We start from the raw sequence: 20,879 nt of genomic DNA on the forward strand, positions 1-20,879 counted from the left end.
ATCGTCAGTTTCCCCCGACCGCTGAGCGCCCCGACCCGCCCCCGCCGTTTACGTCGCTTCGGACGGCCAGGTCGGTGGCCCGGCCGACGGTGCTCGTCGCGGTCAGCGCGGCGGCGAACAGCATCACCTGGTTGACCAGGTTCAGGAAGACCAGCAACCCGACCGAGCCGGCGACCAGCCCGTACACCGGATTGGCCTCGACCGCCCGCACGTAGAACCCGCCGAGGGTCTTCAGCAGTTCGATGACGACGCCGGTCAGCAGCGCCGGGCCGATCAGCCGCCGCCAGGACATCCGCACCCGCGGCAGACCGGCCAGCGCGCCGCAGGCCAGGGCGGTGTTGACGCCGGTGCCGGCCAGGAACCCGACCACCTCCAGCAACACCCGCGACAGCACGTCGCCGGCGTCGGCGACCTCCGCGATCCGGCCCGCGACGACTGTCGTCGCATACGCCCCGGCGACCGACGCGACCAGCAGCACCGCCAGCCCGGCGAGCACGGCCAGGTCGGCCAGGATCCGCCCGATCAGCCGGCCCGGATACTCCGGCAGCTCCCAGATCCGGCGGATCGACGACCGGAAGGCGTCGGTCCAGAACCATCCGGTGACAGGCAACCCCACAAAAGCGACAACCCCCACTGTGGTACGGGCATCGCGGATCGCCTCCACGTCGACACTCGGCAGGTCCTGGGCCAGATAATGTTCCACCGCACGCAGCACCTCCGGGTCGTCCAGCACGAACCCGAACACCGCGAAGCCCAGTAGCCAGGCCGCGAACACGCCGAAGAAGGCGTAGTAGGTCACGGCCGCGGCCAGGCGCCCACCGTCGGCCTCGTCGTACCGTCTCGCCGCCCGGACCAGGTGATCGACCCATTCACGATCCCGCAACCACACGCGCTGTCCCTTACCCGGCAGCGAGTTGCGCCGAACAGATCACGTACCGCAAGGTACTCCCGGAGCCCGCCCCACGGATGGAGTTGCATGCCGCCCGAGCCCTACGTCCTGCTGTCCGACAGTCGCATCGACGCCATCGCTCTGGGGGAGTCCGAGGAGCCCCTCGCCGACCTGCGGGACATACCGGAACTGCGGCTCGACAGACGCTACGCCGACGAGGACGGCGCGTTCGGCCACCTGCGTGAAGGGGTGGTGGCACGGCTGCTGGACGCGCAGGCGACCCTGCCCGGCGGGCTGCGGTTCCTGATCACCGAAGGGTACCGGCCACTGGACCGCCAGCAGGAGATCTTCGACGGCTACCTCGACGAGCTGGCCGCCCGGCACCCGGAGTGGGACACCGGGCGGGTGTACGTCGAGGCCACCAAATTCGTCTCGCCGGTGCACGTGGCCCCGCACAGCACCGGCGGCGCCGTCGACCTGACACTGTGCGACGCCGACGGCGCCGAGGTCGACATGGGCACCCCGCTCGACGCGACCCCGGTGGACAGCGCCGACGCCTGTTTCACGGCCGCCGAGAACATCCCGGACCACGCCCTCCGCAACCGGCGCATCCTGATCGACGCGCTGACCTCGGTCGGCCTGGTGAACTACCCGACCGAGTGGTGGCACTGGTCGTTCGGCGAGCGGTACTGGGCGTTCATGACCGGCGCCGGCCGCACCCGGTACGCCCCGGTGCGGCTGGCGCTGCCGGCCTGACGGTTCGCGGCGGTGCGGCTGGCGCTGCCGGCCTGACGGTTCGCGGCGGTGCGGCTGGCACTGCCGGCCTGACCGTTGGCGGCGGTTCAGGCGGCGGGCGCCTTCTCCGGAGTCTTGGCGGTGATCAGCCCGATGTGCCGCAGCCAGCGGTTCGCCAGCCGGACCATGCGCTGACCGTCGGCGTCACGGTGCTCGGACAGGTGGGTGTGCGTCAGGTGGCTGTCGTCGCCGCTGGAACGCCGGCCGAGCCGGTCCCAGCGGCGCACGGTCCGGCCGTCCGGGCTGTAGATGACCTCACGCAGGTCACGGGTGTCCGGGTGGTCCGACTGGCACAGCCGGACCAGCCAGGTGTTGAAGTCGTAGAGGTCGAAGGTGCCGCGCGGCGTACGAATCTTGAAGAACCCGATGTCCATCGCCGACGCGTGGTCGTCGAGCCCGTCCTGATCGCGCCGCGACTCGTCGACCGAGTAGCGGTCCCGGCCCGCCCGCGCCCGGATCTGGTCCCGGCCCAGGTGATAGGAGTCGCCGCCGCCCTGGTGCGCGGTGTCCCCGACGATCCCCGCCTCATGCGGATCAAGATCATTTGCTGTGGTACGGCCGGGGTGCCGATCGAGATGCTCGAGCAGCAGCCGCCGCGCCTTCAGATGGTTCGGTTTAGCGGCCGTCATCGGGGTGCCCTTCCTCCGCCGGGTGGTTACGCCCTGGATAACGGGGCCTCCCGGCGGTTGGTGATGGTCCCTGTCGGCGTAGCCACAGCCGCCACCACGTCCGGAAGATGTCCACAGTGGCCATGGTGCCGGTGATTCGATTCCGGAGGGTCACCGCCGTGCATTGGTCCGGCATGTGAGCACGAGGTTCGAGCGGCGGCTGCGGTGCGCCTTCGGACAGATCATGCACGCAAATGCAGCCTCATCCCGGTCCGGCCTTGTGTAATTGTGCACTTACGGAAAGATCGTGCACGAAAATGCGGCCGCCTTTGTTCAACCTGCGCTGATTTTCCCCCTGGCCCGATCGCCCCACCCCGCGCCGGGCCGATCTTGCAGGAATGCTCACTCCTGACCCGACCTTGCACGTAATCGCACCCCGCGTCGGGCCGATCTTGCACGAATGCTCACTCCTGACCCGATCTTGCACGTAATTGCACCCCGCGTCGGGCCGATCTTGCAGGAATGCTCACTCGTGACCAGTCCTTGCACGTAATCGCACCCCATACAGGGGCCAATGTTGCGCGAATTCTCACTCCTGGCCTGATCTTGCACGTACTTGCACCCCATGTTGGGCCGATCTTTCGTGAATGTTCATTCCTGGGCCCGATTTTGCACGTAGATGCACCCTGCCTCGGGTGGATCTTGCACGGATTTGCATCTTGGAGTGGATCTTGCACGCTTTTCCATTCCCCGGCGTGAAAAAAGCTGCAAGGTCTCTTAGTCGAAGTGGATCTTGCACGATTAAACATGCCCTGGTGAGGAAAAACGTGCAAGATCTGGATGAGCGTGAAGAACCGTGCAAGATCTCCAGAGAGTCGGCATCGGGAGGGGTCGGCGTTGGGAGGAACTCGGAATCAGAATTGATCGGGAATCGAGAGATGGCGGGAATCGAGAGATGGCGGGAATCGAGAGATGGCGGGAATCGAGAGATGGCGGGAATCGAGAGATGGCGGGAATCGAGATGGCGGGAGTCGAGAGGTTGGGAATGGGATATAAGGAACGGGAGTTTGGGGACGGGAGCTTGGGGGCCGGAGGTTGGGAGTGAGAGCTAAGGAACGGGAGCTCCCGCCCTCAAGCTTGGGGACCGGAGGTTGGGAATGAGAGCTTGGGGACGAGAGGTTGGAATCGAGGATGAGCCGGTATCGGGGGTGAGTCGGAATCGATTCAGGGTGACTTGGGGTGCGTTTCAGCGTGTGGGTGTGAAGGCGGCTGTCAATCGGTGGGCGATCGGCTGTTCGGCGTAGCGGTGAACCAGGATCGACGTGGTGAGAAGGGTGGCGAGGATCAGCGCCAGCAGGGAGATCGGGCCGATCTGGGTGTTGTGCCGCAGGAAATGGACGACGGCGAAACCCGCCACGTAGTGCAGCAGGTAGAACGGATAGGTGGCGGTGCCGAGCACGGCGAGCGCCCGCCACCGGATCCAGTCGAGGCGGTGTGTGGCCAGCAGCGCCAGGATGACGAAGCAGAGCGTGATCAGGACGCTCGACGGGGTGTACGACATGCCGTGGCTGGCCTGCCACGGATTGCCCTCGAAATAGTGGATCGACAGCGCCCAGCCGAACGCCACCAGCAGCCACAGTTCGATCTGTGAACCGTGCCGGTAGAGCAGGTAGAACGCGATCCCGGCGATGAAGTAATGCGAATTCCCCCGCATCACGATCGCGTCGAGCCAGGGCCGGGACAGTTCGGCCGCGACAATCGACGCTGCGCTCCACAGCAGGCAGAAGGCGACGACGCGGCGGTATGTGAGACCGATCCACACGACGGTCAGGAACAGCAGGTAGAACTTGAGTTCCAGCCACAGCGTCCAGTAGACGTCGTCGACCCGGGGCAGGCCGAGCGGGTCGGCCAGCAGGAACAGGTTCGCCGGCAGGGCCCGGAACGGCACCGGGCTGAAGACTTTCGGGTACGCCGTGGCGACCACCGTGGTGATCGCGATGCACACCCACAGCGCCGGGAACAGGCGGACGAACCGTGAGCGCAGGTACCGGCCGGGGCTGCGGTCCCACGCGGTCATGCAGATGACGAACCCACTGATCATGAAGAAGAACGGCACACCGACCCAGCCGTACGATGCGACCGGGTAGAACCAGCCGAACACCGTGTCGGGTGGGTCGCCCCAGATCCGTACGCTCCCGGTGCCCGCGACCGCGACCAGATGGAAGACGGCGACGAAGAGTGCCGCGGTGAACCGGAAGAGGTCGAGCGCCGGCAGGCGCGCAGGCCGCTGGTGGGGAGCGGCCGGAAGGCGCGCGGTGACCGCCGGGAGGGTCATCGTCATCGCACGGTCTCCGCGGCCCGCGCCGGTCTGACGGTGTGCAGCAGCTGGACCCACAGCGACCGGCGGGCCGGGCGGCGGACCCGGCCGGTGGCGGCGCGTTCGGCGTTGTCCAGCAGTTCGGCGATGAGCGCCTGGTGGACCCAGCGGTCGGCGAGCGGCCAGAGCAGCAGCATCGCGCCGCGCGGCTGGGCGACCAGGATGTGCACCATCTCGGCCCGTTCGTGGGTGATGGCGCGGACCCACAGCTCGTGGAATCCGGCGAGCGGCGAGCCGGCCGGGAACTCGAACCGCACCCGCAGGCCCGGCTGGTACGCGGTCACGGTGTACCGCATCGATCCGTGGCCGCCGGTCGCGCCGGCGCCGAGCGGACGGTCCAGCCACAGCGGCTCGTCGTCGGGCCACAGCGTGTCGTTCGGGCCGGCCAGGCGGTCCAGCATGTCACCGAGGACGGCCACGGGAGCGGCGATGACGCGTCGTTGCATGTTGATCATGAGAACTCCGTACGGGCATGGCGAAGTGATCCGCCACCGAAGGTGGGGATTGGAATCGATGGATGGAACGGGTCAGCCGCTGGTGGCCGGCAGTGCCTCACCGAGCGGGGACCAGGTCGAAGTGTTGTCGGGGTCGGCGATCCGCATGCCGCGCAGCACCTTGAGCAGCTCGGTGCCGTCCGGTTCGGCGGTGGCCGACGCCTCGACGATGTACGCCCCGTCCGCGGTGACCCGGTAGCAGACGCTCTGGTCGGGCACGCAGAACGGCTCGACGTCGGTCGACGACGGTGTGTACGACGGCTCGAAGGTGGGGCTGTAGGACGGTTCGTAGGACGGCCAGTCGGAGATCCCGGGGGAGGGCTCGTACGACGGCTCGTAGGAGGGCTCGTAGGACGGGCCGCCTGAGGGCTGCGCCTGCGCGCCGGACCAGAAGAAGCCCCCGATCCGGGTCTCGCCGTACCAGCGCGGGTACACCTTCACCCGCAGGTTCGACAGGCCGTCGCCGGTCAGCGGCTGGGTCAGGGAGGCGTACTCCTCGGGCTCCTTGGTGAAGCGGGCGTCGCCCTGTTGCAGGTGGGCGCCGGTCAGCTCGTCGTCGCTGGTGACGCCCATCGAGCTGAGGTGGTAGCCGGGCGGCAGGTAGGTCATCCGCCAGGGCAGGGTGGCCGGGCGTTCCGGCGCGGTTCGCATCGCCTCGGCCAGCCGGAGCATGTCGGCCTTGCTCAGGTCACCGGACCCGGAGCGGATCACGGCCCAGGCGCCCGTCGCATACTGCCAGGCCAGCGCGCGGTCGTCGGCGGAGTAGCGCCCGCTGGCCGAGCCGACGGTCACCTGCTCGGTATCACCGAACTGCGCCGGGTCGAAGATGCCCGTGCGGTAGACGGTGAGCACCGAGTGGCTGACCTGCACCTGCTCGACCTGGCCCTCGGCGTGCTCGTACTGTTTCGTGTCGCCGACCCGGCTGATGCGGGACTGCTGATAACCGGGCGTGACGTTCACCGGGTCGCTGACCCTGATGTCGCCTACGGCGTACGCGCTGATGGTCTGATTGAAAGCCGTCGCGGTGTAGAACATGACCGCCTGGCCGGTCGCCGCGACGGTCCGGGTTCCGATGATCATCTGCGGCACGACCGTCACCGCGGCCATCGCCAGCACCGTCCCGGCGGCGCTGCCGGCCCAGGTCATCCGCCTGCGGGTGCGCCGTCGCCGGCCGCCGCCCACGAAGTCGTCGGTGGTGTGCCGCATCGGTGGCTCGCCCTCGTGCGCCGCCGCCAGCAACTCACGCATGTCGAGAGGCATAGTGCTCCATCCCGTTCGAATCGTCGGCGGACAGGTCGGCGTCGACGCCGAGGACCTCGCGGAGTGTCCGCAGCCCGCGGACGGTGTGGCTCTTCACGGTCGCTTCCGGGCAGTTGAGCGCCTCGGCGGTCTCCTGGACGGTGAGCCCTTCGAAATAGCGGAGCACCAGCACCGCCCGGCGGCGCAGCGGCAGCTGGGCCAGCGCGGCGCGGATCCGCAGGCGCTCGTCGACGTCCGGGGCGCTGTCCGCGCCAGCCCGCTCCGGAATGGCGTGCCCGGCCGGCTGCTCCCGGCGCCACCAGGGCCGGCGGACCTCGTCGATGGCGGCCCGGACCACCATGCTGCGGGCGTAACTCTCCGGGCGGTCCACCCGGCGCCACCTGTCGTAGAGCTTGGCCAGGGCGGTGAAGACCGCGTCCTCCGCGAGCTGCCAGTCACCGCAGGTGAGATAGGCGAGTCTGCGCAGGGTATGAGCCTGCGCGTCGACGAAACTTCGATAGTTCGCCTCTTCATCACTGTTCACCAGCCGGAGCTCCTGTCTGTCCGAGTGGTAGACGGGCCGCGGGCCGCACAGCGGATGCAGAGAGACCGAACTTTTTTCAAAATACTTCCGCCCCTCTCGCGAGCGCCGCACTCTACCGCCCCCGCTCCACCGCGCCTCCGGACCGCGAGCCGTCGCTCAGAGCGCTTTCAGCGCCCTGTTGACCGCGGTGAGCGACGGCTGGCGGGCCTGAACTGTTCCTGCGCCGCGGTTGAGGTGGGCTTGAGACAGCGGGCCGATAGTTCGGGCATGCTGTCGTCGTCATTCGCCAGACCCGTGCGCCGGGCCGTCGGTGCAGGACTGTTGTCGCTGGTCACGGTGCCGATGCTGGCCGCACCGGCGCGTTCCGGGGAGGAGCCGGCGAGCGGTTACTCGCTCGCCACCACGGTCAGCCCGGCGCCGCTGACCAGCGGCCAGTGCGCCGCCGACCCCAACTGTGTCGTCGCGCCGGCCCCGGTCGCCGACAGCAAGGTCAACTACACCGCGCTCACCGACACCATCGAGGCGGCCCGGATCCGGACCGGTCTCGGCGCGGACGGCGCCGTCCGGTCCGGCCCGGTTGCGGTGACCGTGTTCCTGCCGGCCGGCGAGTGGCTGATCAACAAAGGGCTGCGGCTGCCGCCGTACGTCAGCCTGCGCGGCGCCGGCATCACCGCGACCGTGCTGCGGATGGACCCGTCGATCCCGGCGAACTGGCAGTACAGCAGCATCATCCGGCACAACGACGTCACCTCGCCGGGCAGCACCCAGCTGATCTCCGACCTCACCGTGAACGGCAACTGCCGCACCGGCGCGGGCGCTCCGATCCCGGCGGCCCTGCCGGGCCGGCCCGGGCAGGACTGCGACTTCCGGCGCCTGCCGGGCGCCTCCACCAACATGGGCGGCGGCGTCAGCGTCGGCGACGGCTGGACGGTGCGGCAGGTCCGGGTGACCAACGTCGAATACTTCAAGATCTGGGTGTACGAGGCCGAAAACGTCCGCCTCGTCGACAACCGGTTCGACAACTGGGGTGGCGCCGAGTCAGGTGACGAGGACAACATCGGCGGCGGGCAGAACGAGAACGTGATCATCGAGCACAACCAGTTCGACCGGACGATCCGTGGCAACGGCGTCGACCTCACCAACGCGCTGCGCCCGACGATCCGCAACAACTCGATCTTCACCGACCGGGCGGTGGCGGCCGCCCGGTCGGTGAGCGACTACGGGACCGTCTACCTGGAGGGCGTGCCGGAGGCGTCGGTCACCGGCAACCTGCTGCACGGCGCGCACATCGTGCTCCAGTCCAACAGCGGATACGAGCACGTCGGCGCCAACCGGGACATCACCAACCCGCGTGCTTCGGTGGTCTCCGGCAACCGGATCGTCGACTCGTTCGACGCGGGCGTCACGATCAGCTACGGCGACTACAGCGGCCAGAGCCACGTGGTGCGGCCGGGCGGCGGCAACGTCGTGCAGGGCAACACGATCGTCCGGCCCGCCGAGTCCGGGGTGATCGTGACCGGGCAGGCCGACCGGCTCAAGACCGCCCCCGACACGATCACCGGCAACCTGATCGAGAACGCCGGCGCGGGCGGGTCGTACGAGTACAACACCGGCGCCGGAACGTTCGAGACCAGCGGCATCGCGGTCGGCATCGGTGACGGCGACCGGATCTACGGCAACACCATCGTCGACCGGATCGAGGAGAAGCACCGCAACCCGACCACGTGGTTCGGTGTCCAGCTGGGCGGCCGGTCGGCGCCCACCACGGTCCGCAACACCGTGCTGACCGGCCCGAACGGCGCGGCCAACATGGCCACCGGCGTGATCGGGCATCTCAACCGCGGGCTGGCCGTCCCGGCCGCACCGGACCGCCCGGCGGTGACCTCCGGCACCGTGAGCTGGGCGGAGAGCGACCCGCAGGCGGGCGTCCCGATCGCCGGGTACCGGGTGTTCCGGGACGGGCGGGCGGTCGCCGACCTGCGGACCGGCAGCGCCGCCATCCCCGGCAACCTGATGCCCGCCGCCGACTTCTCGGCGTTCACCCCGGTCACCGGCGCCACCGTGGCCCGGTACACCGGTGCCGGCGCCACCGGCAGCTCGTCACTGGCGCTCACCGCCACCACGGGCGGCACCGTCGCCGCGGCGGGCCGGGCCACGCCGGTCCTCGCCGGCCACTTCTACACCGGGGTCGCCTCCTACCAGGCCCTGACCGGACGTGCCCAGCGGGCCCGGACCGGCATCGAGTTCTACAACTCGAAAATGGTGCTCCTCTCCCGGTCGGCCACCGCCAACGTCGGTTCGGTGGAGACCCGCGGCAACTGGATCACCAGCTCGTTCACCGGCATCTCGCCGCCTGGGGCGGTCTACGCCAAGGTGTACGTGTCGGTCGACGACACGATCAAGGGGGACGTGCACCTGGTGGACCGGATCGGTCTCGTGAGTGGTTTCCGCACCGAGCAGTTCGCCGACCCGGCCGCGCCGGCCGGGACCACGTACCACGTCGTGGCGTACCACCAGAACGGCGACTTCGGCGCGATCACGGAGATCCGGGTGGCGAAGCCTTGACGTATCAAGAACCGCATTTGACCTGGCCTTGAGGTTCGGCCGTCAGATTAGTCGGGGTCAACACGGAACAAACACGGGGTAGTGATCATGAAGTTCTGGCGCAACACCGCAATGCTGGGCCTGGCCGTCGCCGGTGGCCTGCTCGCCGTGCCGCACGCGGCGTCGGCGGCCACCGCCTCCGTCGCCGAGATCCCCAGCACGCCGATGGGTGTGCAGCAGGTCCGGTCCACGGTCAACGCGGCCCAGACCGACGTCTACTGGAAGCCGACCCTCAACGCGACCCGCTACCGGGTCAAGGTCACCGACGGCAGCACCGTCACCAACTACCTGGTGCAGGCGACGGCGGCGCAGGTCAACGGGCGGTACAAGCTGACCGTCGCCACCGCCGACAAGTGCGCCACGTACCGGATCACGGTCCGGGCCGAGGACAGCCTCGGCCAGGGCGCGTCGGTCACCGTCACCGAGAAGACGCTCGCGCCGACGATCGTCACCAAGGCCCGCGCCTACCGGGCCGCCGACCGTACCCGGGCCACCTTCGAGATGGCCGCGCCCCAGTGGAAGGGATACCTCGGCGGGCCGACCGGCGGCGCCCAGCCGGACAACCTGAAGGCCCCGACCATCGGCGTCACCCTCAACCTCCAGCTCGTCCGGATCCTCGACAAGAAGGTCATCACGACCACCACCGCCACCCAGACCGGCTGGACCAACGCGAAGTTCTCGAAGATCTTCACCGGCCTCGACCCCAAGCGTGCCTACTACCTGAAGGTCACCACCGCCAACGGCTGGGGCACCTGCACCAGGCAGGACGGCAAGATCAAGCTCAACGCGGTGCCCAGCTGACGATCACCGTACGACGGCGGGCGACCAGGCGTTCTCGATGAACAGCCGGGGCGACCCGCCGCCGTCGGCGTCCACCATCCACACGTCGGAGCGCCGCTTGCCGATCGGGCCGGTCTGCAGCCCGTAGAGCAGGTGCCCGTCGTCGAGCCACTCCGCCTGGTCGTCGACGCTGCGGGTCTCGGACAGCACAGTCTCGAGCCCGGTACGCAAGTCGAGCACCGCCAGCCGCCACTCGCCGTCGGGCAGGTCACCGTGCTTCTTGTAGGCGACCCGGGTGCCGTCCGGCGAGAGCGACGGGCACTCCACATCCGGGTGGAGAGCGGTCAGGGTACGCGCCGACAGGCTGCCCCGGACCAGCCACGTCCGGCCCGCCGAGGCCGCAGTGGCGTAGAACGTGTCGCCGTCCGGGGTGAACGTGACACCCCAGAAGTTGCGGTCGGCGCGCCGGTTGACCCGCCCGTCGACGTGGAACTCGAAGTCCTCCAGCTCCACCCGCCCGCTGCCGGTCACGTCGCTGATCGTGGTCCGGGTGGAGAACCGGCCCGGCTCGTTGTACGAGTCGCCGTAGACGAACGCCGTGGTCGCCACGTGTGCCGAGTTGCGGGACATCCGGGTCCGGCTGGACAGGCCGGGAAAACTGTCGAGTTCGCGCTCGGCGGCCCAGCCCGCGCCGAGCAGGCTGACCCGGTAGGTGCGGCTGACCGCGGTGGCCGTGGCGGCCAGGCAGACGGTCCGGGCGCGGGTCGCGTACACCCGGTCGCAGGCCGCCGGGGTGATCGCCCGTGCCCCGCCCGGCGCGTCCAGCGCGACCAGCGCGACGTGGCCCTCGTCCGGCCCGGCGGCGGTGTTCCGGAAGATCACGTGCGGCGCCGCGGCGACGGCCGCCAGGTCGGCACGGGTGTCGGTGTCCGCGCCGGCGGCCGCGTCGATCCGGTCGCCGTACGCGTCGGCCACATATCCGACCGACCCGGCCAGAGTGATCGCGGTGAACGCCACGAAGGCCAGCATCCGCACCCGGCCCGAACTGATCGTCATGTGCCCGACTCTGCCGGTCCGCGGGTGTGCCGGGGTCACCCGCGAGTTGCCGGGCAGGTGTTCCGCCGCCGGCCGGCACGGCAACCTGTTTGCACCCGTTCCGGCGACCGCCCGGCGACCGCCGCCGGTGATCGTGCTGGGGTGGGTTTCTCACTGAGCCGGCGGCGCCGGCGCCATACCGGCCTGATCGCCGGGCTGCTGGCCGCCGTGCTCCTGCCGACCGCCGGTTATGCCGCACTGAGCGGGGACACCGATCCCAAGACCGGCCCGACCCGCACCACCGTGCCGCAGGTCGCCGCCGACGCCGACGGGGAGCTGATCGCCGCCGTCGGCGACATCGCGTGCGCACCCACCAACCAGGTCTACCGCGGTGGCGAGGGCAGCCCGGCCGGCTGCCGGGAGAGCAGTGTCGCCGACCTGCTCGCCGGTCAGCGGCTGGCTGCCTTCCTGCCGCTCGGCGACCTCCAGTACGAGAAGGGCCGGGCCGAGGAGTTCATCAACGTGTACGACCAGTTCTTCGGCCCGTACAAGTCGATCAGCCGGCCGGTGCCGGGCAACCACGAGTACCAGACCCTCGAGGCCGCCGGCTACTACGGCTATTTCGGGAAACAGGCCGAGCAGGAGAACACGTACGGCGTACCCGGCGCCTACAGCTACGACATCGGCAGCTGGCACATGATCGCGGTCAACTCGAACCTGTGCAGCCCGCAGAACCGCTGTGACAAGGGCAGCAAGATGATGAACTGGCTGAAGGCGGACATGGCCGCGCACCCCAACAAGTGCACGCTCGCCTACTGGCACCACCCGCTGTGGTCGGCCGGCCACCACGGCGACTACGCGCCGCTGACCCCGGTCTGGAACGCGCTGCTCGACGGCGGTGTCGACGTCGTCCTGGTCAGCCACGACCACAACTACCAGCGGTTCGTGCCGCTCGGCAAGGCCACCGCGAACAGCGACTCGGCGATGGCCCCACCGGTGGCCGTCGCGGAGAACGAGGGCATCCGCCAGTTCATCGTCGGCACCGGCGGCGCGAACAACTACGACGTCGCCGACGACACCCACCGCCCCGACCTGGCCGGGAAGATCGACGCCAAGTACGCCGACACGTCGGTCGCGCTGTTCGGCATGCTGTTCATGCGTCTCGCCGAGGGAAGCTACACGTGGGAGTTCGTCCAGGCCCAGCCCGCTCCGGTCGACTTCCACGACGCTGGGACCGGAACGTGCCGCTGACCTCTGCCGGGTGCCGGCGCCCCGCCGCGTACCTCATGATCCTGATCCTGATTGCCGTCTTCGGGGTGGCCGCGCAGGCCCTGGCCGCCGCCGGGATCGCGCCGCCGACCGGTTTCACCGCGGTCGCCGGCGACGGACGGGTCACCCTGACCTGGACCCGCGCCGCCGGTTCGGCAGGTGTCGACATCCTCCGCAACGGCGCCGTCTTCGCCAAGAAGGTGCCCGGCAGCAAGTGGACCACCGAGGTGGTCCGCAACGGCGCCACGTACAAGTTCGCGTTGCGCAGCGTCGACGCGAAGGGCAACCGCTCGGCCAGGAGCGCCACCCGGACGGTCACCCCGCAGGCGCCGCCGCCGGCCCTCAACGGCGTTGCCGTCCGCAACCAGAACGGCCAGGTCACGCTCACCTGGCAGCAGCCGAAGAACGCCATCGCCGCGACCGTGCAGGCCCGCGTCGACGGCGTCCCGGCGGGCACCGCCAAGGTGTCCGCGCTGGCGCTCACCGTCGGCAACCTGGTCAACGACAAGTCGTACCTGATCAGCCTGGCCGCGGTGAACCGCAACGGCAGCGCCGGCAAGACGGTCCAGGTCACCGCCATCCCCACCGAGGAGGACCAGCGGTCCCCGTTCGGCCTGGTCGCGACCGCCGGCGCCGGCCGGGTCGACCTGAGCTGGCAGCCGGTCGCCGGCGCCCAGCGCTATCACGTCTACCGCAACGGCGAGATGCTCTCGACGGTCGCCGCACCCACCGTGACGGCCGCGGACACCGGGCTGACCGACAACGTCACCTACAAGTACCAGGTCCGGGTGATGGTCTCCGGGCAGCTCTCCGGGCCGTCGCCGATCAAGGTCGCCACCCCGCTCGCGATCCCGGCCGCGCCCGGCCCGGTCACCGCGCAGCCCCGCGACGGAGCGGTCCTGCTGAGCTGGCCCGAGCCGGAGGACCCGGTCGCCGTCTACGAGCTGTACCGCAACAACGCCAAGGTCGCCGAAGTGCCGGGCACCGAGCTCAGCCACACCGACTCGGGGCTGGTCAACAAGAAGACCTACCAGTACCAGCTGCTGCCGTACAACGCGAACAGGGCCGCCGGACCGCGAAGCGCCGTCGTCACCGCGGTGCCCGGCCCCGCGCCCGGCGCACCGGCCGCGCCCACGGCCACCGCCGGGGACAGCAAGGTCACCCTCTCCTGGCCGGCCGGCGGCACCGGCCGCTGGGTGCTGCTGCGCGACGGTTCGGCGCTCGGCGGCGTGCTCACCGGCACCGGCTTCGTCGACACGTCCGCGGTCAACGACATCACCTACCGGTACGCGCTGGTGGTGGTCGGCGCCGACCAGCAGTGGTCCACCCCGTCCCCGGCCGTCGCCGCCACCCCGCGGGCCGTCCCGCCGAACCCGCCGACCGGCCTGCGTGCCGTCGCCGGGAACACCGAAGTGACCCTGACCTGGGACATGCCGCTGCTCGCGGCGGCCCGCTACCGGGTGTACCGGGACGGCGCCCGGGTCGCCGAGGTGCCCACCTCACCGGCTCGCGACGGCGCCCTCGACAACGACACCACCTACGAGTACTGGGTGACCGCCCTGGACGCGCGCGGTGTCGAATCGGCCCCGTCGGCCCGGGTCCCGGCCCGGCCCACCCCACCCGCCGAGGACGCGCCCACGGTGACCGCCACCGGCCAGCACGAGGCGGCCCAGCTGACGTTCACCGCGCCGAAGGACCGGACCGTCGCCGAGTGGCGGGTGCTGCGCGACGGCGTGGAGATCACCCGCACCACCCAGCCGGCGAACACCGACCGGCAGCTCACCGACGGGCGGGCGTACCGGTACCAGGTGCAGAGCGTGTACGACGACGGCAGCCTCTCGCCGCTGTCGGTGGTCGCCGTCGCCGTGCCCCGCGCGCCCTGGCAGTCGGTCTCGGTCGGCAGCGCGTTCGCCTGCGGCGTCCACCAGTCCGGCACCGCCCGCTGCTGGGGCGCCAACGAGAGCCGCCAGCTCGGTGACCTGTCCACGGTCGCCTCCACCGCCGCGCCGGTCATCGTCACCGGGCCGACGGGCGTCACCCAGGTCGCGGCCGGCACCCGGCAGGCCTGCGCGGTCACCGGCCGGGGAGCCCTGTGGTGCTGGGGCGCCGTGCTCGGCGGAAAACCCGACCAGACCACCCGGCCGGTCGTGGTGACCGGGCTGACCGGGGTCACCGCGGCCGACACCGACGGCGGCACGGCCTGCGCCGTCGCCGGTGGCGCGGTCTGGTGCCTCGGTGACGGCAGCCGTGGGCAGCTCGGCGGTCCGGCGTCCAGCGCTGCCCCGGTCAAGATCAGCCTGCCGGAGACGGCCACCGCGGTCACCGTCGGGGGCGGGCACGCGTGTGCGCTGCTCACCGGGGCGACGATCGCCTGCTGGGGCACCTACGGAACGTCGTCGGTGTCCCGTACCCCCGCGAAGGTACCGGGTTTGACAGGTGTTTCGGCGGTCTCCGCCGGAACCGACCACACCTGCGTCCTGACCGGCATCACGGTGTCCTGCTTCGGCGCCAACGACGTCGGCCAGCTCGGCCGCACCGTCACCCCGACCGGCGAGCCCGCCCCGGTGAACGTGCCGGCCGCCACCGCGGTCAGCGCCGGGAACCGGTACACCTGCGTCACCCTGCTCTCCGGGCAGGCCCGCTGCTTCGGCGCCGGCCGGGCCGGGCAGCTCGGCGACGGCGCCGGACTGGACTGGGCGGTGCCGATGACCGTCCTCAACCTGGACACCGCCACCAGCGTCGCCGCCGCCGGCGGAACCGGCGCCACCAGCTGCGCGCTCACCCGTGACGGGTCGCTGTGGTGCTTCGGGGCCAACGGGTCCGGGCAGCTCGGGACCGGCGCGGACAGCCGGTCGTCGCGGCCCAGCGAACCCATCGCCGGCCTCGGCGGCACCACCCGGATCGCGCTCGGCGCCGACGCCGGCTGCGTCATCCGGGACGCGGCGGTGTGGTGCTGGGGCGACAACCGGTTCGGCGGCGCCGGCGGGGTTCCGGGGGTGCCGGTCCCGCATCCGGCCAAGATCCTGCTGCCGGACGGGGTCAAGCCGCGCACCATCGCGGTCGGCGCCGGAACCAGTTGCGTGCTGTCCGAGGCGTCCGAGGTCTACTGCTGGGGCGCCAACGGGTCCGGGCAGGCCGGGCAGCCCGCGGCGGCCACCGTCACGCCGGCGCTGGTGCCGATCAAGGGCGCCAGCGAGATCGCCGTCGGTGATCAGGTGACCTGCGTGCGGCGCGCCAACGGCGGCCTGTGGTGCTTCGGCCGGGCCGACCTGCTCGGCGCGGGCCTCACCGAGAAGACCCCCAACCCGGAACCCGTCCAGGTGGTCGACGGAACCGGGCAGCCGCTCACCGCGATCTCGCAGGTCGCGGTCGGACCCGGGCACGTCTGCGCCACCGAGCGGTACATCGAGGCCACGCCCACGTCCGGCGCGATGTGGTGCTTCGGCGCCAACACCGACGGCCAGCTCGGCACGGCCGGTCCGGCTTCGCCGGTGGCCAGGAAGATCCCTGAGCTGTACGGCGTGATCGCGCTCGGCGTCGGCCGCGCCCACACCTGTGCGGTGGCCCTGCTGCCGGCCCGGGCCCTGTGGTGCTTCGGCGCCAACGAATCCGGGCAACTCGGGCTCGGTGACCTGACGGGCCGGACCACACCAACCGTGGTCGCCGACGTGAAGGCCTCCCGCCTCGCCGTCGCCGGTGACCTGACCTGCGTCAAGAGCCCCAACCCGCAGGGGTGGTGCTTCGGCGCGGGCGCGGGCGGGCAGACCGGCAACGGCCTGTTGCGGGCCGGCGAGCCGCTGGCGCAGGTCCTCTACGACCAGAGCGGGATCCTGCTGGTGGCGCATCTGGCCACCAACGGAACCACCAGCTGCGCGGCCCGCATCGACGGGGCCGTGACCTGCTGGGGCGCCCGGACCCTGACGTCGTTCGGGGAGGGGCCGGTGCTCGGCTACCCCAACGAGCACGTCGTCGACTGACGGGTCAGGGCACCTGCACGGTGAACGCCGCGACGTGCACCCTCCCGGCCACCTGGAACTCGGCGAACAGGCGGTAGCGGCCCGGGGCCGGCGGGGTCCAGAGGAATCGGGCTGCTCCGGTTTCGGCGTGGGTGTGCAGGTAGGCGACGTCGCCCTCGCTGAACGCGATCAGGTGGGCGGCCGCGCCCAGATACGGTTCGAGTTTCGCCGGGGTGCCGTCCGGGGTGCTCACCTGCACGGTCGACAGGCCCTCGCGTCCGGCTTCGGGGGCGCCGTCCAGGCGTACCGTCAGATCGCCGGTCTCCACCTGGTCAGCCGGCGGCGGAAGGGGGACCGGGATCTGATCGCCGGCGACCGTCAGGTCGACGCCCAGCGTCACCGGCAGCGGCCGGCCGCCGACGATCGCGGTGAAGTCGGCTATCGCGCGGTAGCTGCCCGGCTCGCCGAGGGTCAGGCCGGTGCTCCAGGCGCCGTCCGGGGTCATCGTCGGGTGCAGATGCTGGAAGCCGGTCAGATCGCGCCTGATCACGACCAGATGCAGCAACCGGTCATGGGCCGGCGTGAACGTGGTGACCGGTGCGCCGCCGCCGGCGAGGACCCGGAACCGGAATGTCTGGCGACGCCCGGCCTGGAACTCCGTGGCCGGGGCGTCGAGGGTCAGCCCGCTCGCGGTCCGGGCGAGACCGGCCGTGTCCGTCGAGCCGGTCGCGGCGCCGTGCTGGTGGACGGGCGCGCTGGGCACGTAGAACACCGAGTCCGGGGCCAGCGCCGTCTGCGCGGTGGAATCCGGCGGCTGCGCCGGTGGGGTGGGCGAGCCGGTCAGCCGCCCGCCGGCGAAACCGACGACCAGGGCGATGCCGAGTGCGGCGCCGGCCCGGAAACCGGCCCAGCCGCCCGGCCCGTCCTCCTCGGCGTCGGGCATCGGCACATCCCGGATGTTCGGCTGATCAGGTATCTCCCCAGGGTGGGTGATGCCGTGACGGCCCCGCCGCCGATTCCGGGTTTCCCGGCCCGGGGTGCCATGATCGGCGCGTGACGACGGTCGACATCCACCTGGCCGAGCCGGGGCTCCACCTGGCCGAGGCGGCCACCATCTGGGCGCAGGCCACCGCGGCACGCGACGGCGACTCCGAGGTGGCCCCGCTGGAACTCGCGCTGCCTCTCATCGATCGGGTGCTCGGGAGTTCGCCCCGGGCGCGGTTGGTGGTCGCCGGCGCCGATGGCCGGATCGTCGGGTTCGCGGCGGTCGAGCCGGTGCCCGCCGACGAATCGACCGCTCACGTCCGCTACCTCGGTGTGGAGCCCGGCAGCTGGGGGAGCGGCGTCGGCCGCCGGCTGGCGGCTGAGCTTCCGGTCCTGCTCGCCACCGTCGGCTACACGCACGGCGAGCTGGCGGTCTATCTCGACAATCCGCGGGCGGTCACGCTCTACGAGAGCCTCGGCTGGCTCCGGTACGGGGACGCCACGCCCCACCCGCGCAGCGGCCGTCTCGAACAGCGCTACCGCCTGGCCTTCTGAGGATTCGGCGCGGGTACGCCGTACCGTCAAAGGAGGCCGATGTCCCGGGCCTGGGTGACCGCTTCGCTTCGGCGAGCGACGCCCAGTTTGCGATAGATCGCACGCATGTGCGCCTTGACGGTGTTGACGGAGATGCCGAGGTTGCCGGCTATCTCAGCGGCGCTGAGCATCGTCGGCAGGTGCAGCAGCACGTCGGCCTCGCGTTCGCTGAGAATGCCCGCGGCCGGGGCCTTTCGCGTGGACCGGATCTCGGAGCGCAACTCCGCCAGGAACGTGCTCTCCGGGGTGAGCAGCTGGAGCCGGTGCATCAGATCGTCGAGGCGGCCGTCGGCGTGGATCAGGAACGGCCGGCGGATCTGTTCGCGTTCGGCCAGCTGGAGGGCGTCGCTGAGCAGGTCGGTGGCCTGCCCGGCCTGACCGCGGGCGTCCGCGATCAGCGCGATCAGCAGCCCGGCCTCCACCGAGGCGGCGGTGTGGGTGCGGGTGGCCGGCCCGGGAACGAGCAGCTGCCCGGCGCGCCGGAGATCCTTGTAGGCGAGCGCGACCCGGGCCTGGGCGACCTGTTGCGCCAGATCGCCGTCGACGACCGGGATCCCGGCCGTCGCCGGCACCGGACGCCCGACCAGCAGGTCGTTTTCGATCTCGAGGAGCCCCAGCCAGCGGTCCAGCCACGGGATCCGGGCCCGTGGGCTGCGGTCGGCGCGGGCCTCCTCCAGGAACACCTGCGCCCGGACCGGCTCACCCCGGGTGACGGCGAGCCTGGCCTGCGCCCCGAGCAGCACGACTCGTTGTGCGGCCTCCGGTTCGCTGTAGTGCGCCTGCCTGCCGATCGCCAGAACCGCGTCGGCGTCGGCGAACTCCCCGCGTTCCAGATGCACGAGAACCATCGCCAGGTGCGCCGCCACCGACTGCACGGTCCGCTGCCAGCCGCGTCGTTCGGCGAGCTCACGGGCACGGCCGGCCAGTTGCGCGGCCTCGGCGACCGAGCCGGCCATCACCTCGAGCAGGGCGAGATGCCCGGTGGCGTTGATCTCGGCGAGTTCCAGCCCGGCGGCCCGGGAGGCGCTGGCCGACGCCCACAGGTCACGGACGGCGGCGCTGAGGTCGCCGCTCCACAGGTGGGCGAGCCCGCGGTTGTTGAGCGCGATCGCCCGCTGCTGAGTGACGGCGGCGCCCCCCGCGGCGCCGTCGCTGGTGAGCAGGGCGAGCAGTTCGGTGCAGCCGGCCCGGACGGCGGGCATGTCGCCGACCGCCCGGTCGGCGGCCAGTTGCAGGGTGAGCCGCATCAGCTCGACGGGCCGGTGCTCGTCGCCGGGCCGCCGCCGGAGCAGCCGCCGGGCGTGGTTGAGACGGGCCGGGATGGCCTCGTAGTCGCCGTCGTGGAAGAGCAGGACCGCGGCGCAGATCATCAGTTCGGCGGTGCTGCCGAGCCGGTCCTCGGGCACCTGCCGCAACAGCCGGACCAGCGCGGGACGATGCGCGGAGAGGATCAGCGGCGCGGCGCGGCCGGTCACCAGCTTTCCGATGTACGCCCAGTCGCCCGCCGACACGGCATGGTTGAGGGCCTCCATCACCGAGTTGTTCGCGGCGTGCCACCGGGCGGCCCGCCGGTGCAACTCGCCGATCACGCCCGGAGACTCCCGCCGGAGCCGGTGCCCGAGCGCGTCACGCAGCAGGTGGTGGTAGCGGAACCACACCGGACTGTCGCCGAGCCGGATCACGAAGTCGTTGTCGCGTTCGATCTGTTCCAGCAGCGCCTGGCCGTCGCTGCCGGCGGTGATCGCGTCGGCCAGCCCGGCACAGACCCGCTCGCAGATGCTGGTCTGCAACAGGAAACGGCGCTGCTGACGGCTGCGCCCGGTGAGGACCTCGGCGGTCAGGTACTCGTCGACGGCCCGGCTGTCGCCGAGGAAATCAGCGACCGTACGGGCCGGGTCGCCGGCCAGGAATCCGGCCCCGAGGTGCAGGCCGATCGCCCAGCCCTCGGTCCGTTTCACCAGTTCGGTCAGATCGGTGGCGTCGAGGGCGAGCTGGTGCCCGCGGACGACTGCGGCCGCCTCGGTCTCGGTGAACGCCAGGTCAGCCGCCCGGACGTCGGTGACCAGACCGGCGGCGCGCAGCCGGTGCAGTTCGAGGGCGGGCGGGATCCGGCTGATCAGAAACAGACGCAGCGGTTCGGGCGGGTGCCGGAGCAGTTCGCTGACCTCACGCAGCACGCCAGGGTCGTCGATCTCGTGGAAGTCGTCGAGGATCAGCACTGACGGGTCCGGGAGGTGACTGAACCCGGCCGCCAGGATGCGTATTCGCTCCTTCTCGCAGGTCGGCACGGTGGTCATGGTGGCCAGTGGGCTCTCCGGCCGGATCAGGCCGGCTGAACGCAGGGCGGCCACCACGTACGCCCAGAAGGTCTGCGAATCGTTGTCGTGCCTGTCCAGATTCAGCCAGGCGACCGGGTTCGTCCCGGCTCGCGCCCAGGCCGAGACGAGCATCGTCTTGCCCCAGCCGGCGCCCGCGGTGACCACGGTGACGGGTGTGTCCATAGCGGAGCCGAGCATGTCGAACAGCCGCTGCCGGTCGACGCCGGCCCGGGCGACACGCGGCTGCGCGATCTTGACCGGTATCAACGGCAACTGGCCATCCCCCATCCCACTCAAGTCCATCGAAATACCCCCGGAGACGGCGTATGCGTCAGCGAAACATGATGAACCATCGAAGTCCATAGCGGACGCTCATCGATCGTGTCCGATATT

Annotated in this window: 15 protein-coding genes; 6 read left to right on the plus strand and 9 right to left on the minus strand. The window is 70.9% G+C overall.

The features are described from left to right. Positions 1–4: 4 nt before the first annotated feature. Positions 5–889, minus strand: a complete 885-nt coding sequence (locus AB0E94_RS12455) for a YihY/virulence factor BrkB family protein (protein ID WP_360325586.1) — start codon at positions 887–889, stop codon at positions 5–7. Between the two features lie 87 nt (positions 890–976). Between AB0E94_RS12455 and AB0E94_RS12460 the strand changes: the two genes are divergently transcribed. Continuing rightward, complete coding sequence (locus AB0E94_RS12460) at positions 977–1,645, plus strand: M15 family metallopeptidase (protein WP_360325587.1); 669 nt, start codon at positions 977–979, stop codon at positions 1,643–1,645. A gap of 86 nt (positions 1,646–1,731) precedes the next feature. Here the strand turns inward: AB0E94_RS12460 and AB0E94_RS12465 are convergent, their stop codons facing one another. From AB0E94_RS12465 to AB0E94_RS12485, 5 genes are all read right to left on the minus strand, one after another. Continuing rightward, positions 1,732–2,313: a hypothetical protein gene (locus AB0E94_RS12465; protein WP_360325589.1), complete on the minus strand. Its 582-nt coding sequence runs from the start codon at positions 2,311–2,313 to the stop codon at positions 1,732–1,734. 1,225 nt (positions 2,314–3,538) lie between these two features. Further along, positions 3,539–4,633 carry an acyltransferase gene (locus tag AB0E94_RS12470; protein WP_360325591.1) on the minus strand — a complete coding sequence of 365 codons (1,095 nt, stop codon included), beginning with the start codon at positions 4,631–4,633 and terminating at the stop codon, positions 3,539–3,541. Then, the gene (locus AB0E94_RS12475) at positions 4,630–5,115 is read right to left on the minus strand and encodes an SRPBCC family protein (RefSeq protein WP_360325593.1); all 486 of its coding nucleotides are present in this window, start codon (positions 5,113–5,115) and stop codon (positions 4,630–4,632) included. Before AB0E94_RS12475 ends, AB0E94_RS12470 begins: the two co-directional genes overlap by 4 nt. Positions 5,116–5,196: 81 nt before the next feature. Further along, on the minus strand, positions 5,197–6,411 hold the full coding sequence (locus AB0E94_RS12480) for a hypothetical protein (protein ID WP_360325594.1): 1,215 nt from the start codon (positions 6,409–6,411) through the stop codon (positions 5,197–5,199). Then, on the minus strand, positions 6,404–6,946 hold the full coding sequence (locus AB0E94_RS12485; RefSeq protein ID WP_360325596.1) for a SigE family RNA polymerase sigma factor: 543 nt from the start codon (positions 6,944–6,946) through the stop codon (positions 6,404–6,406). The genes AB0E94_RS12480 and AB0E94_RS12485 overlap by 8 nt, the downstream gene beginning before the upstream one ends. Before the next feature lie 267 nt (positions 6,947–7,213). On the opposite strand from AB0E94_RS12485, the gene AB0E94_RS12490 reads away from it, so the two are divergent. Then, a complete protein-coding gene (locus AB0E94_RS12490; RefSeq protein WP_360325597.1) occupies positions 7,214–9,511 on the plus strand; it encodes a hypothetical protein in 2,298 nt (765 codons plus the stop codon). Positions 9,512–9,598: 87 nt separating this feature from the next. Then, the gene (locus AB0E94_RS12495; protein ID WP_360325598.1) at positions 9,599–10,351 is read left to right on the plus strand and encodes a hypothetical protein; all 753 of its coding nucleotides are present in this window, start codon (positions 9,599–9,601) and stop codon (positions 10,349–10,351) included. A gap of 3 nt (positions 10,352–10,354) precedes the next feature. On the opposite strand, the gene AB0E94_RS12500 is transcribed toward AB0E94_RS12495, so the two are convergent. Then, on the minus strand, positions 10,355–11,386 hold the full coding sequence (locus AB0E94_RS12500) for a hypothetical protein (protein ID WP_360325600.1): 1,032 nt from the start codon (positions 11,384–11,386) through the stop codon (positions 10,355–10,357). Between the two features lie 141 nt (positions 11,387–11,527). Here AB0E94_RS12500 and AB0E94_RS12505 point away from each other — a divergent pair, with 141 nt between their 5' ends. Both AB0E94_RS12505 and AB0E94_RS12510 read left to right on the plus strand, forming a co-directional pair. Beyond that, complete coding sequence (locus AB0E94_RS12505) at positions 11,528–12,616, plus strand: metallophosphoesterase (protein ID WP_360325602.1); 1,089 nt, start codon at positions 11,528–11,530, stop codon at positions 12,614–12,616. Next, positions 12,607–16,611, plus strand: a complete 4,005-nt coding sequence (locus AB0E94_RS12510; RefSeq protein ID WP_360325604.1) for a hypothetical protein — start codon at positions 12,607–12,609, stop codon at positions 16,609–16,611. The genes AB0E94_RS12505 and AB0E94_RS12510 overlap by 10 nt, the downstream gene beginning before the upstream one ends. A gap of 4 nt (positions 16,612–16,615) precedes the next feature. Here AB0E94_RS12510 and AB0E94_RS12515 read toward each other — a convergent pair whose 3' ends face one another. Next, on the minus strand, positions 16,616–17,533 hold the full coding sequence (locus AB0E94_RS12515) for a hypothetical protein (RefSeq protein ID WP_360325605.1): 918 nt from the start codon (positions 17,531–17,533) through the stop codon (positions 16,616–16,618). A gap of 110 nt (positions 17,534–17,643) precedes the next feature. Between AB0E94_RS12515 and AB0E94_RS12520 the strand changes: the two genes are divergently transcribed. Then, positions 17,644–18,129, plus strand: a complete 486-nt coding sequence (locus AB0E94_RS12520; protein WP_360325607.1) for a GNAT family N-acetyltransferase — start codon at positions 17,644–17,646, stop codon at positions 18,127–18,129. A gap of 26 nt (positions 18,130–18,155) precedes the next feature. Here AB0E94_RS12520 and AB0E94_RS12525 read toward each other — a convergent pair whose 3' ends face one another. Next, entirely contained in the window at positions 18,156–20,759 is a 2,604-nt protein-coding gene (locus AB0E94_RS12525; RefSeq protein WP_360325609.1) for a LuxR C-terminal-related transcriptional regulator, read from the minus strand. Between the last annotated feature and the right edge of the window lie 120 nt (positions 20,760–20,879).

Source organism: Actinoplanes sp. NPDC026670, assembly GCF_040638175.1.
Classification (GTDB): domain Bacteria; phylum Actinomycetota; class Actinomycetes; order Mycobacteriales; family Micromonosporaceae; genus Actinoplanes.

What these genes read in the sequence shown, in the direction of transcription:
- AB0E94_RS12460 (WP_360325587.1), top strand. Translation starts at nt 977, where the DNA reads ATGCCGCCCGAGCCCTACGTCCTGCTGTCCGACAGTCGCATCGACGCC.
- AB0E94_RS12465 (WP_360325589.1), bottom strand. Translation starts at nt 2,313, where the DNA reads ATGACGGCCGCTAAACCGAACCATCTGAAGGCGCGGCGGCTGCTGCTC.
- AB0E94_RS12470 (WP_360325591.1), bottom strand. Translation starts at nt 4,633, where the DNA reads ATGACGATGACCCTCCCGGCGGTCACCGCGCGCCTTCCGGCCGCTCCC.
- AB0E94_RS12475 (WP_360325593.1), bottom strand. Translation starts at nt 5,115, where the DNA reads ATGCAACGACGCGTCATCGCCGCTCCCGTGGCCGTCCTCGGTGACATG.
- AB0E94_RS12480 (WP_360325594.1), bottom strand. Translation starts at nt 6,411, where the DNA reads ATGCGTGAGTTGCTGGCGGCGGCGCACGAGGGCGAGCCACCGATGCGG.
- AB0E94_RS12490 (WP_360325597.1), top strand. Translation starts at nt 7,214, where the DNA reads ATGCTGTCGTCGTCATTCGCCAGACCCGTGCGCCGGGCCGTCGGTGCA.
- AB0E94_RS12495 (WP_360325598.1), top strand. Translation starts at nt 9,599, where the DNA reads ATGAAGTTCTGGCGCAACACCGCAATGCTGGGCCTGGCCGTCGCCGGT.
- AB0E94_RS12500 (WP_360325600.1), bottom strand. Translation starts at nt 11,386, where the DNA reads ATGACGATCAGTTCGGGCCGGGTGCGGATGCTGGCCTTCGTGGCGTTC.
- AB0E94_RS12515 (WP_360325605.1), bottom strand. Translation starts at nt 17,533, where the DNA reads ATGCCCGACGCCGAGGAGGACGGGCCGGGCGGCTGGGCCGGTTTCCGG.